At 74.1% G+C, this 12,362-nt stretch carries 11 protein-coding genes and 1 pseudogene; 1 reads left to right on the top strand and 11 read right to left on the bottom strand.

Annotated features, from left to right (window positions below; translation table 11 throughout):
- Positions 1-7 precede the first annotated feature (7 nt).
- From ABZ716_RS18045 to bldG, 4 genes are all read right to left on the bottom strand, one after another.
- Positions 8-562, bottom strand: a complete 555-nt coding sequence (locus ABZ716_RS18045) for a small secreted protein (RefSeq protein WP_358809516.1) — start codon at positions 560-562, stop codon at positions 8-10.
- Positions 563-732: 170 nt separating this feature from the next.
- Positions 733-3,135 carry a sodium-translocating pyrophosphatase gene (locus ABZ716_RS18040; protein ID WP_358809517.1) on the bottom strand — a complete coding sequence of 801 codons (2,403 nt, stop codon included), beginning with the start codon at positions 3,133-3,135 and terminating at the stop codon, positions 733-735.
- A gap of 277 nt (positions 3,136-3,412) precedes the next feature.
- A complete protein-coding gene (locus ABZ716_RS18035) occupies positions 3,413-3,853 on the bottom strand; it encodes an ATP-binding protein (RefSeq protein WP_358809518.1) in 441 nt (146 codons plus the stop codon).
- Positions 3,854-3,969: 116 nt separating this feature from the next.
- Positions 3,970-4,311, bottom strand: a complete 342-nt coding sequence (gene bldG, locus ABZ716_RS18030; protein WP_069920854.1) for an anti-sigma factor antagonist BldG — start codon at positions 4,309-4,311, stop codon at positions 3,970-3,972.
- 80 nt (positions 4,312-4,391) lie between these two features.
- On the opposite strand from bldG, the gene ABZ716_RS18025 reads away from it, so the two are divergent.
- On the top strand, positions 4,392-6,839 hold the full coding sequence (locus ABZ716_RS18025; protein ID WP_358959971.1) for a DEAD/DEAH box helicase: 2,448 nt from the start codon (positions 4,392-4,394) through the stop codon (positions 6,837-6,839).
- Positions 6,840-7,145: 306 nt separating this feature from the next.
- Here ABZ716_RS18025 and ABZ716_RS18020 read toward each other — a convergent pair.
- The 7 genes and pseudogenes from ABZ716_RS18020 to ssd all read right to left on the bottom strand — a co-directional run.
- Positions 7,146-7,343: pseudogene (locus ABZ716_RS18020) on the bottom strand (Rv3654c family TadE-like protein); the annotation flags it as partial.
- Positions 7,344-7,402: 59 nt separating this feature from the next.
- Positions 7,403-7,780 (bottom strand): TadE family type IV pilus minor pilin, encoded by a 378-nt coding sequence (locus ABZ716_RS18015; RefSeq protein ID WP_358959969.1) that lies wholly within the window; start codon positions 7,778-7,780, stop codon positions 7,403-7,405.
- The gene (locus tag ABZ716_RS18010) at positions 7,767-7,964 is read right to left on the bottom strand and encodes a DUF4244 domain-containing protein (RefSeq protein ID WP_351887278.1); all 198 of its coding nucleotides are present in this window, start codon (positions 7,962-7,964) and stop codon (positions 7,767-7,769) included. The genes ABZ716_RS18015 and ABZ716_RS18010 overlap by 14 nt, the downstream gene beginning before the upstream one ends.
- Before the next feature lie 110 nt (positions 7,965-8,074).
- Positions 8,075-8,842, bottom strand: a complete 768-nt coding sequence (locus tag ABZ716_RS18005) for a type II secretion system F family protein (protein WP_358959967.1) — start codon at positions 8,840-8,842, stop codon at positions 8,075-8,077.
- 11 nt (positions 8,843-8,853) lie between these two features.
- Positions 8,854-9,738 carry a type II secretion system F family protein gene (locus tag ABZ716_RS18000; protein WP_358959964.1) on the bottom strand — a complete coding sequence of 295 codons (885 nt, stop codon included), beginning with the start codon at positions 9,736-9,738 and terminating at the stop codon, positions 8,854-8,856.
- On the bottom strand, positions 9,735-10,883 hold the full coding sequence (locus tag ABZ716_RS17995; RefSeq protein ID WP_358959962.1) for a TadA family conjugal transfer-associated ATPase: 1,149 nt from the start codon (positions 10,881-10,883) through the stop codon (positions 9,735-9,737). Before ABZ716_RS17995 ends, ABZ716_RS18000 begins: the two co-directional genes overlap by 4 nt.
- On the bottom strand, positions 10,880-12,025 hold the full coding sequence (ssd, locus tag ABZ716_RS17990; protein ID WP_358960055.1) for a septum site-determining protein Ssd: 1,146 nt from the start codon (positions 12,023-12,025) through the stop codon (positions 10,880-10,882). Before ssd ends, ABZ716_RS17995 begins: the two co-directional genes overlap by 4 nt.
- Positions 12,026-12,362 lie beyond the last annotated feature (337 nt).

Genomic DNA, 12,362 nt, shown 5'->3' with positions numbered 1-12,362 from the left:
GCGGCCGTCACTTGGGTGCCGAGACCTGGCAGCCCTTCTGGGTGTAGATCACCTTCAGGCCGGTGGAGTTGAGCTTCTCCTTGCTCGCGGTCTCATTGGCCGCGACCTCGGTGAGACCGCTGGCGACCTGCTGGAGGCCGTCCGCGAACTTGGCCTGGTCCTTGGGGTCGAGCGCGTCGATCTTCGTCTTGAGGTCGGTGTAGCCCTTGGCGATCTCGCCGTAGCTCTTCACCACGGAGTCCTGGGCGGCCTTGCCGTCCTTGACCGGGGCCTCACCGGCGGCCGTCAGGGAGCCCGCCATGCTCTTGTAGGACTCGGAAAGCTTCTGGAAGGCGGCCGAGTCGGTCGACTGGACCTCCTCGGGCTTGCTGCTCTGCGAGGCGACCCGCTTCAGGTCGTCGTTGGTGACCTTGATCTTGGTGAGCTCGGGCTCCCACTTGTCGCAGACCTTCTTGGCCCAGGCGTCGGCCTTCTTGTCGCCGTCGTCGTCACCGCCGCAGCCGGACAGCACGAGCATCAGTACCGCACCGCAGGACACCGCGGCCGCAAGCTTCTTGTTCACCGGATTGGTCCCTTCGAAGGCTCTCGGCCGGAAGATACACGTCCGCCAACGAGCACACACAAAGGCGGACGGACGGCGCGTCAGTACGCGCCGCCCGTCCGCCGTTCGGGCGCATGCCCCGGCCCCGCTCGGGCCAAGGGGCCGCAGGCCGCCCCAAGGGTTCCGCGGGGTCAGGAGACCGTCGCCGGGTCCGCCTTCTTGGCCACGCGCTCGGCGGCGTCGCCCCCGTCGTCGTCGCCGACGGCGATACCGCGGCGCTTGGACGCGTACACCGCCCCGACGATGACCAGGAGGGCGACCGCCGCGACGACGGCCCGTACGGTCGCGCTGGTGTCCTCGCCGTAGCTGAACTGCACGACGGCGGGGGCGATCAGCAGGGCCACCAGGTTCATCACCTTCAGCAGCGGGTTGATGGCCGGTCCGGCGGTGTCCTTGAACGGGTCGCCGACGGTGTCGCCGATGACGACCGCGGCGTGGGCCTCGCTGCCCTTGCCGCCGTGGTGGCCGTCCTCGACGAGCTTCTTCGCGTTGTCCCACGCGCCACCGGAGTTGGCGAGGAAGACCGCCATCAGGGTGCCGCAGCCGATGGCGCCCGCGAGGAAGGAGCCGAGCGCGCCGACGCCGAGGGTGAAGCCGACCGCGATCGGGGTGAGGACGGCGAGCAGGCCGGGGGTGGCCAGTTCGCGCAGGGCGTCCTTGGTGCAGATGTCCACGACGCGCCCGTACTCGGGCTTCTCCGAGTAGTCCATGATCCCGGGGTGCTCGCGGAACTGGCGGCGCACCTCGAAGACGACGGCGCCCGCCGAGCGGGACACGGCGTTGATGGCGAGACCGGAGAAGAGGAACACGACGGCCGCGCCCAGGATCAGGCCGACCAGGTTGTTGGGCTGGGCGATGGACAGGCTGAGGTTCATCTCCCCGGCCTTGGCGCCGACCGTCTTGACCGCGTTGGTGATGGCGTCGTTGTACGAGCCGAAGAGCGCGGCCGCGGCGAGCACCGCGGTGGCGATGGCGATGCCCTTGGTGATGGCCTTGGTGGTGTTGCCGACGGCGTCGAGGTCGGTGAGGACCTGGGCGCCGGCGCCCTCCACGTCCCCGGACATCTCCGCGATGCCCTGGGCGTTGTCGGAGACCGGGCCGAAGGTGTCCATCGCGACGATGACCCCGACGGTGGTGAGCAGGCCGGTACCGGCCAGGGCCACCGCGAAGAGGGCGAGCATGATGGACGTGCCGCCGAGCAGGAAGGCCCCGTAGACGCCGAGGCCGATGAGCAGCGCCGTGTAGACGGCGGACTCCAGGCCGACGGAGATCCCGGCGAGGACGACGGTGGCGGGGCCGGTCAGCGAGGTCTTGCCGATGTCCCGGACGGGGCGGCGGCTGGTCTCGGTGAAGTAGCCGGTGAGCTGCTGGATGAGGGCGGCGAGCACGATGCCGATGGCCACGGCGACCACGGCGAGGATCCGCGGGTCCCCGGAGTGGCCCAGGATCGCGGCGTCCTCGACTCCGGTGAGCTCCTTGTAGGTGGCCGGCAGGTAGGCGTAGACGGCCACACCGACGAGCACCAGGGAGATCACGGCGGAGATGAAGAAGCCGCGGTTGATCGCGGTCATCCCGCTGCGGTCGGAGCGGCGCGGGGCCACGGCGAAGATGCCGATCATGGCGGTGATGACGCCGATGGCGGGCACGATCAGCGGGAAGGCGAGGCCGAGGTCGCCGAAGGCGGCCTTGCCGAGGATGAGGGCGGCCACGAGGGTGACGGCGTAGGACTCGAAGAGGTCGGCCGCCATCCCCGCGCAGTCGCCGACGTTGTCGCCCACGTTGTCGGCGATGGTCGCGGCATTGCGCGGATCGTCCTCCGGAATGCCCTGCTCGACCTTGCCGACCAGGTCGGCGCCCACGTCGGCGGCCTTGGTGAAGATGCCGCCGCCCACGCGCATGAACATCGCGATGAGCGCGGCGCCGAGGCCGAAGCCCTCCAGCACCTTGGGGGCGTCGGCGGCGTAGACGAGCACGACGCAGGACGCGCCGAGCAGGCCGAGGCCGACGGTGAACATGCCGACCACACCGCCCGTACGGAAGGCGATCTTCATGGCCTTGTGGGCGACTTCGGTCAGGTCCTTGGCCGGTTCGCCCTCGGCGGGGGTGGCCTCGCGGGCGGCCGCGGCGACGCGGACGTTGGCGCGGACCGCGAGGCGCATGCCGACGTAGCCGGTGGTCGCCGAGAAGAGGGCGCCGACGAGGAAGAAGGCGGAGCGCCCCGAGCGCTGCGTCCAGTCGTCGGCGGGGAGCAGGAAGAGCAGGAAGAAGACCACGACGGCGAAGACGCCGAGGGTGCGCAACTGACGGCCCAGATAGGCGTTGGCGCCCTCCTGCACCGCCGCTGCGATCGCCTTCATGCTGCTGGTGCCCTCGTCGGCCGAGAGGACCTGGCGGACCAGGATCTGCGCGACGACGAGGGCGGCCAGTGCGATGCCCGCGATGACGAAAATGATGACCCGGTTGTCATCGGTGAGTACTGCGGCCGCCAGATCACCTGCGTGATCCACGGCGGTGGGGGTGAAGAGCCCCGTCATTCGTCCTCCTTGACGTGATGAGCTCAAGATGTGGACGGATTGTAGGGAGCGCGCACCGATCAAAACAGTGGGCGTGAAACGGAATTGGCGTGCTCGTGCTCCTCAGCAATAGATCGCGTCACTCCTTTACCCCCGAAAGAGGTAATGGGGCAAAGGCATTGACAGCAGATCAGCGATCAAGAGGATTTCCCGGCAAATGAAAAAGGCCCTGCTCAGCAGGGCCTTGATAAAGATCGGAAGATACGACGGGTGCGATCAGGCAGGGCCGGGTACGGCCTTACGGAAGATCGGTTCCCCCGGAGACGGGCCAGCGCATCCGGATGGTTCCGCCCGATTCCCCACTGGTGACGGAGACGTCGTCGACCAGCCCGCTGATCACGGCGAGGCCCATCTCGTCCTCCCCGTCGGCATCGGGGTCCAGGGCCGCGTCCATCCCGGGGACCGGCTCGGAGGATCCGCCGGCCGGTCCGGGCACCTCGTCGCCGACCTCGATGGAGAACGACTTCTCCTCCTCGGTCAGCACCACCCGGACGGGCGCGGTCAGCCCATTGCTGCGGTGCAGTCCGACGGCACGCGAGCACGCCTCGCCCACGGCGAGGCGGACCTCGTCGAGGACGGCTTCCTCCACCCCGGCCCGGCGCGCCACGGCGGCCGCGACCAGGCGGGCCGTGCGGACGTGTTCGGGCTGGGCGCTGAAGCGCAGTTCAACGGTGGCCATGTGCGTCCCCCTCGGACTACAGGCGTGCCTTGACAGGGGCCCGGACCACTCCTGGTCCGGCACCCCCTGCTCGTCATCGGCTCCCGCGCCGCCGGAGCGGCGCCCGCCGGGAGCCGTCAGTCGGTGGCGTTGACGGCGTCTTCCACAGACGTGTGGATCGGGAACACCTTGGTCAGGCCGGTGATCCGGAAGATCTTCAGAATGCGCTCCTGGTTGCAGACCAGACGCAGCGAGCCCTCATGCGCGCGGACGCGCTTGAGACCTCCCACGAGCACACCCAGGCCGGTGGAGTCGAGAAAGTCCACTCGCTCCATGTCGACGACCAGGTGGTAGCTGCCGTCGTTCACCAACTCCACCAACTGCTCGCGCAGCTTGGGCGCGGTATACACATCAATCTCGCCACCGACCTCTACGACCGTGCGGTCGCCGACAGTGCGAGTCGACAGGGACAGGTCCACGGATCCTCCAGCACCTTGCTATCGAGCGGCGCCCCCCAGGGGCCTCCCACCCGAAGGTAGGGGAGGGATCGGCTGCCGCGATGGCATTCAATCACTTACCGGCAGGCGCGCACGACGCCTTGAGCCCATTGTCCCGCACGCCAGTGACACACTCGGTTCCAATGGCCAACACTCAGCGCCCCGGTCCGGCCACGGCACCGGTGGACCCACGACCCACCCCTGGCACCGTTCTGGACCGCCTGTCACGGGGGCCTTCCCGGGCTGCGCGTATCACTCATACGGAGCACTTGCCCCCGAGGGAGGGCCGTCATGCGGTCTGGCCGCACCGGGTCCGATCGGATGTCGTGGCCGCGATCCGTGCCGCCGGGATCGAACACCCGTGGGAGCACCAGGCCGCCGCGATCGAGCACGCCCTGGACGGCGAGTCGGTCGTCGTCGCCACCGGAACCGCCTCGGGCAAGTCCCTCGCCTATCTGGCCCCCGTGCTGTCCGCCCTGGCCGACGGCGCCGAGGCGCCGAACGGGCGAGGTGCGACCGCCCTCTACCTGGCCCCGACCAAGGCTCTGGCCGCCGACCAGCGGCGGGCCGTCCGGGAACTGGCCGCGCCCCTCGGGAACGCGGTGCGACCGGCCGTGTACGACGGCGACACACCGGTCGAGGAACGCGAGTGGGTACGCCAGTACGCCAACTACGTGCTGACCAACCCCGACATGCTGCACCGGGGCATCCTGCCCTCCCACCCCCGCTGGTCCTCCTTCCTCAAGGCGCTGCGGTACGTCGTCATCGACGAGTGCCACAGCTACCGGGGCGTCTTCGGCTCCCACGTCGCCCAGGTGCTGCGGCGGCTGCGCCGGCTGTGCGCCCGCTACGGATCCGAGCCGGTGTTCCTGCTGGCCTCCGCCACGGCCGGCGACCCGGAGGCCGCCGCCTGCCGACTGACCGGGGTACCGGTCGTGGGGATCACCGATGACGCCTCCCCGCGTGGCGAGGTGGTCTTCGCCCTGTGGGAGCCGCCGCTGACCGACCTCAAGGGTGAGCGGGGCGCCCCGGTCCGCCGCACCGCGACGGCGGAGACCGCCGACCTGCTGACCGACCTGGTCGTCCAGGGCGTCCGGACGGTGGCCTTCGTCCGCTCCCGGCGCGGGGCCGAGCTGATCGCGCTGATCGCCCAGGAGCGCCTGGCCCAGGTGGACCGGTCCCTGCCCGGGCGGGTCGCGGCCTACCGGGGCGGCTACCTGCCCGAGGAGCGCCGCGCCCTGGAGCGGGCCCTGCACTCCGGGCAGCTGCTGGGGCTGGCCGCCACCACCGCCCTGGAACTCGGCGTGGACGTGTCCGGCCTGGACGCCGTACTGATCACCGGCTATCCCGGCACCCGCGCCTCGCTGTGGCAGCAGGCCGGGCGCGCCGGCCGGTCGGGGCAGGGCGCCCTGGCGGTGCTGGTGGCCCGCGACGACCCGCTGGACACCTACCTGGTGCACCACCCCGAGGCCCTCTTCCGGCAGCCGGTGGAGGCCACCGTCCTGGACCCCGACAACCCCTACGTGCTGGCCCCGCACCTGTGCGCGGCCGCCGCCGAGCTGCCGCTGACCGAGGCCGACCTGGACCTCTTCGGCCCGGCCACGCGCGAGCTGCTGCCCCAGCTGGAGGCGGCGAAGCTGCTGCGCCGCAGGGCCGCGGCCTGGCACTGGACCCGCCGGGAACGGGCCTCTGACCTGGCCGACATCCGCGGCGGCGGGGGCCGCCCGGTACAGATCGTCGAGGCTTCGACGGGGCGGCTGCTGGGGACGGTGGACGAATCCGCCTCTCACACCGCCGTCCACGACGGCGCCGTCCACCTGCACCAGGGCCGCACCTATCTGGTGCGCCGGCTGGACCTGGAGGATGCGGTGGCCCTGGTCGAGGAGGCGGACCCGCCCTTCTCCACCACGGCCCGCGACACCACCTCCATCTCCATCCTGGAGACCGAGACCGAGATCCCCTGGGGCGCGGCACGGCTCTGCTTCGGCTCCGTCGAGGTCACCAACCAGGTGGTGTCCTACCTGCGGCGCAAGCTGATCACCGGCGAGGTGCTCGGCGAGGCCAAGCTGGACCTGCCGCCGCGCACCCTGCGCACCCGGGCCGTGTGGTGGACGGTCACCGAGGAGCAGCTGGACGAGGCCCGGATCAACCCGGAGATCCTCGGCGGCGCCCTGCACGCCGCCGAGCACGCCTCCATCGGCCTGCTCCCGCTGTTCGCCACCTGCGACCGCTGGGACATCGGCGGGGTCTCCGTCCCGCTGCACCCGGACACCCTGCTGCCCACGGTCTTCGTCTACGACGGCCACCCGGGCGGCGCCGGCTTCGCGGAGCGGGCCTTCCACACGGCCCGGGCCTGGCTGACGGCCACCCGGGACGCCATCGCCGCCTGCGAGTGCGAGGCCGGCTGCCCCTCCTGCATCCAGTCCCCCAAGTGCGGCAACGGCAACGACCCCCTCCACAAACGCGGCGCGATCCGCCTCCTCACCCGCCTCCTGACCCCGCCCCCCTGACCCCGCCCGGCCCGCCGAATCCCGACGACCGTTGGCACAGCGTCCGGGCGTGGCGGGCCCGGAGGGGGGCCTTGGCGCGGGCGGTTCCGCCAGGGGTGGTCCCGCGCGGGCGGCGACCGCCGGGGCGAAAGGGCCGGCCCGGACGGCGGCCGGGCGTGGCGGGCCCGGCAGGGAGCCGGCCGCCGGCACCGCCGCCGGGCTCACCGGCCCTGGAGGGGGCCCAGGCGGGGGCGGTTCCGCCAGGGGTGGTCCCGCGCGGGCGGCGACCGCCGGGGCGAAGGGGCCGGCCCGGACGGCGGCGGTGACCTCGGCCACCTCGCCCTGGACCCGGCACCCGGCCAGCACCGCACCCTGGGCCACCGCCACCCGCCCGGCCGCCGCGCAGGCGGCCTGCGGGCCGTGCGCCCAGGTGGCCGCCGCCGCGAGGGCCGCCAGATCGGCCGCGGCTCCCGCACGGTGCCGCGCCACCACCGCCTGGCCCAGCAGCAGCACGCCCCCGAACACCGCCACCAGCACCGTGGCCACCACGGTGGCCCACACCGTCGCCGAACCCCGGTCCCGGCTCACGGCGGCGGCCCCACGCTGTCCTCGGCCAGGGCCACCGCCTGCGCCCCGAGCCGGACCGGCAGCCCGGCCGGCCCCGGGGCGGGCGCCGCCACCCGTACCCGCCACAGGTCGCCGGACCGCTCCAGCCGCACCTCCGCCCCCGGCGGGGCGGCCTGGCGGGCCGCCGCCAGCACCGCACCGGCCGGCTCCGACCGGGCCGCCGCCCGGGCACCCGCCCGGGCGGCGTCCACACACCGGATCTGCGCGGCCGCCGCCATCAGCGCCCACACCAGAAGCGCCGCGAACAGCACCAGGGCCGGAATGACGAGCGCCGCCTCCGCCGTCACGTACCCCCGGTCGGCGAAGCCCGGCGGCTTTCGCTCAGAAGGGCGCATCGAGCGCCTTTCCGATGGTCGACTGGAGTGCCGCCGAAACCACGTCACTCGTCACCACCTTGTACAGAACGGCGGCGAACGCGCAGGCCGCGATCGTGCCCATGGCGTATTCCGACGTCGACATTCCCGCGTCGTTCCCGCGACCGCTCACAGCCGCCCGCAGACGCGTCCAGATGATCCTCATGACACCCTCCAATGGGATTACGTTCTTGATCTGTTTTCAGGTTTTGATTCCGGAACCGACCACCGGATCACGGACCACGGGGTCACCGGATCCCGGCGGACTCCGGGAATTCAGCCGGCCGACAGCAGGCCGGAGGCCATTCCGATCACCACCGGCGCCACCCCGACCGCGAGGAACGCGGGGAGGAAGCACAGCCCCACCGGCGCGGTGACGAGCACGGCGGCCCGCTGCGCCCGGGCGCCCGCCTGATGGGAGCGGTCCGCCCTCAGGGCCGCCGCCAGCCGGGCCACCGGCTCCGCCGCCGGCGCCCCCGTCCGCGCGGCCCGCTCCAGGCACTCCGCCAGCCCCCGGGCCCCGGGTATGCCCGCCAACCTCCCCCACGCCGTGCCCGGTTCACCGCCGAGCCGCAACTCCGCTCCTGCGAGCGCCAGCCGCTCGCCGACCGGGCCGCCCAGCGACTGACCCACCACCTCGGCCGCCTCGACCGGGCCCGCACCCGCCGCCAGACAGGCGGCCAGCAGGTCCGCCGCGAGGGGCAACTGCCGCTCCGCCTCCCGTGGATCGACCCCGGGGGCCGGCCGGGGCCGGGCCGACCACCACCGCGCCCCGGCCGCCGCACCGCACCCGGCCAGGAACCCCGGCGCCCCGCCGATCAGCACCCAGCCCGCCAGCAGCGCCCCGGCGGGCGCCGCCCAGGCCACCGCCACCGCCCGCATCCGGCGGCCCAGTGGCGGCCCACGCCGTACCGGCTCCGCCGCCCGGAAGACCAGCACGAGCCTGCGCCCGGCCGCCCGCCGCCCCAGCCGCGCCGACACCGCCGACGCCGGCCACCACACCGCCACCGCCAGGCACAGGACCGTCCCCAGCCTGTGGACCACCGCCCCGTCCATCACCCTTCCCCCGTCCGCACGATCCGCCGGCACCACAGCAGCCCCAGCGCTTCCAGCACCCCGCCCGCCGCCAGGCAGCCCCACCCCACCGGGGAGTGCAGCAGTACCTTCAGCGGATCGGCCCCGAGCCCGGTGCCCATCAGCAGTCCCACCAGCGGCAGCAACGCGAGCACGACCGTCGTCGACCTGGCCCCCGCCAGCTGGGCCCGCAGCGACTCCTTGCGGTCCCGCTCGGCCTGCAGGGCGCCCTCCAGCCGGTCCAGCCCGGCCGCCAGGCCCGCGCCGCCGTCCACCGAGACCCGCCAGCAGGCCGCCATCCCGGCGAGCCCCTCCGCGCCCGGCTCCCGCGCCGCCTCATGGAGGGCACGGGCCACGTCCCCGCCGAACGCCGCGGCGGCCAGCACGGCCGCCTCCGCCGGGCCCGGACCCCCGGGACCGGCCGCCGTCCGCCGCAGCCCGGCCGTCAGCGCCTGCCCGGGCTGGGCCCCGGCCCGCAACTCCCCGACCAAGGCCCCGCACAGCGCCAGCACCCCGGCGGCCCGGGCCGCCCGGAGCCGCTCCCGCTCCCGGACCCGCAGCCACCGCCGCAGCATCGGCACCGCGACCGCGCCCAGCACCAGCGGGATCACCGAGCCGCCCAGTACGGCGACCAGCAGACCGGCCCCGAGCGCCGCCCACTCCCGCCACCGCACGACCCGCACCCGGACCACGGCCGCCAGCCGCCGCACCGGCGAGGGCCCGCGCGGCACGACCGCGCCTCCCCCGGCCAGCACCAGCCGGGCCCGCCGGGCCGCCCCGTCCCCGCCGGACAGCCCCCAGGCGGCCGCTCCGGCGCACAGCACTCCGGCGAACACCGGCACCGTCCCCAGTGCGTCGGTGTTCACCGGGCACCTCGCAGCAGGGGCCCGAGCCGCTCCCAGCCCCGCTCCCGTACGAACCCCCGCGCACCCCAGCGCAGCGCGGGGACGGTCACCACCAGCCCCGCCGGATCCCGCTCCAGCACATGGACCTCGGCCACCCTCCGCCGCCCGGACCGGTCCCGGGTGAGGTGGACCACGAGGGTGAGGGCGGCCGCCAGCTGACTGTGCAGGGCGGCCCGGTCGAGCCCGGCGGCGCTTCCGAGCGCCTCCAGCCGGGCCGGCACGTGCTCGGCGGCGTTGGCGTGGACCGTGCCGCAGCCCCCCTCGTGCCCGGTGTTCAGGGCGGCCAGCAGATCGGCCACCTCGGCGCCCCGGACCTCGCCCACCACCAGCCGGTCGGGGCGCATCCGCAGGGCCTGGCGGACCAGGTCGGCCAGGTTCACCAGCCCCGCGCCCTCCTGGTTGGCCGGCCGGGTCTCCAGCCGCACCACGTGCGGGTGGTCCGGCCGCAGCTCGGCGGAGTCCTCGGCCAGCACGATCCGTTCGCCGGGACCGACCAGCCCGAGCAGGGCGCTGAGCAGGGTGGTCTTGCCGGTGCCCGTGCCGCCCGAGACGAGGAAGGACAGCCGGGCCTCGACCATCGCCCGCAGCAGCCGCTGCCCGCCCGGCGGCAGGGTCCCGGCGGCGACCAGTTCGTCGAGGGTGAACGCCTTGGGCCGCACCACCCGCAGCGACAGGCACGCCGACCCGACGGCCACCGGCGGGAGGACGGCATGCAGCCGGGTGCCGTCCGGCAGCCGGGCGTCCACCCAGGGCCGGGCGTCGTCCAGCCGCCTCCCGGCGACGGCGGCCAGCCGCTGGGCCAGCCTGCGCACGGCCTCGGCGTCGGCGAAGGTGACGGCCGTCAGCTCCAGCCCGCCACCCCGGTCCACCCACACCCGGTCGGGCGCGGCGACGAGTACGTCGGTGACCCCGGGGTCGGCGAGGAGCCGCTCCAGCGGCCCGGCGCCGACCAGTTCGGACCGCAGCTCGGCCGCCACGCCCAGCACTTCGGCGTCCCCGAGCAGCCGGCCCTGCGCCCGCAGGGCCGCCGCGACCCGGGCCGGAGTGGGCTCACCGCCGCTCTCGGCCAGACTCCGGCGTACGGCGTCGAGCAGGACGGCGCTCATGCCGCCACCCCCTGCGCCGGGCCGAGCGCCCGCTGCCAGAAGCCGTCGCAGAACCGGGCCAGCGCACCGCGCGCACCCGGCGGTTCCCCTTCGGCCACCCGCCCCGGCAGCCCCACTTCCACCGGAACCTCGCCCGCCAGGGGCGCTCCCAGCAGCCCCGCCACGGCCTCGGCGTCGAGCCCCTGGCGGCAGCGTCCCCGGACGACCACGCGGACGTCCCGGGCCACCATCCGCACTCCGGCGGCCACCCGCCCCGCGGCGGCCACCGACCGCAGTTCACCGGGGACCACGAGCAGCACGAGGTCCAGCTGGGCCAGAACCTCCGCCACCGCCTCGTCCACCCGCCGGGGCAGGTCGACCACGACCACCCCGCCCCGGCGGCGGGCGGCGGCCACGACCGACCGCATCGCGGCGGGCGGCACCACCACCCGGTCCCCCCGGTCCCAGCTCAGCACCCGCAGGGCGTGCAGTTCGGGCAGGGACTCCTCCAGCGCTCCCGCCCCGACCCGGCCGCGCGAGGCGGCGAAGTCCGGCCAGCGCAGCCCTTCGGCGCCCTCTCCGCCCAGCAGGACGTCCATGCCGCCGCCGAGGGGGTCGCCGTCGATGAGAATGGTGCGCTCCCCCGCCCTGGCGGCGCGGAGCGCGAGGGCGCAGGCGAGGGTGGACGCCCCGGCCCCGCCGCTGCCGCCGATGACCCCGACGGTCAGGGCGGGCCGTCCGGCCCCTTCGACGACATCGGCGAGGCGGTCGACGAGCCTGTTCTCGGCATCGGGCAGCCGCAGCACCTCCTCGGCGCCGATCTGGACGGCCCGCTGCCATACGAAGGGGTCGTCGAGGTCCCGCCCGACGAGGAAGACGCCGTCCCGGCGCGGCACCCCGCGCACCCGGCGGGCGGCGTCGTCGCCGACGAGCACCAGCGGGGCGTTGTCCCAGCCGACGCCCCCGCGCGTCCCGTCGGCGCCCGCGTCGTCCCCGGCGCCGGGGTCACCGGCTCCGCTGCGCTCCGGCACCGCATGCTGCACATGCGGCTCGGCCCCCGCCGCGGCGCACAGCCTCAGCAGGTCGTCGAGCAGCAGCGGGTCCTCCGTGATGATCAGCGGCCGCCCGCCGCCCGGCCCGGCTCCCGAGGCACGGGCGGGCAGCCCGCCCCCGCCCGCCACGACGGGCTCCAGCGCTCCACACGACTTCGATCCGGTCACGATCTCCGCCCCCTTCTTCACCGCGAATCCACACGCCGCGGACTTCGCGGCCTGGAATCACGGTGCAGGGACCGGGAAAAAGAAGTGGATCTTGCTTGAAAACTGTGGACAAGAAGCCACTTGTGAATATCTTCGCCACCCCGGCGGGTGAGTTCCTAGCGCGCCGGAACAACTACACAGCGTCACGCGTCGGAGGGAGTGAGGGCCTGAGCCATGTAGGGCCGCCGAGCAGGAAGGGCCGGAAAGATGTCCGTCAAAACCCTCAAGTGTGGGGCGCGAA

The sequence above is a fragment of the Streptomyces sp. NPDC006687 genome, assembly GCF_040636215.1.
Taxonomy (GTDB): Bacteria; Actinomycetota; Actinomycetes; order Streptomycetales; family Streptomycetaceae; genus Streptomyces.
This window is presented reverse-complemented; position numbering and strand designations above follow the sequence as displayed.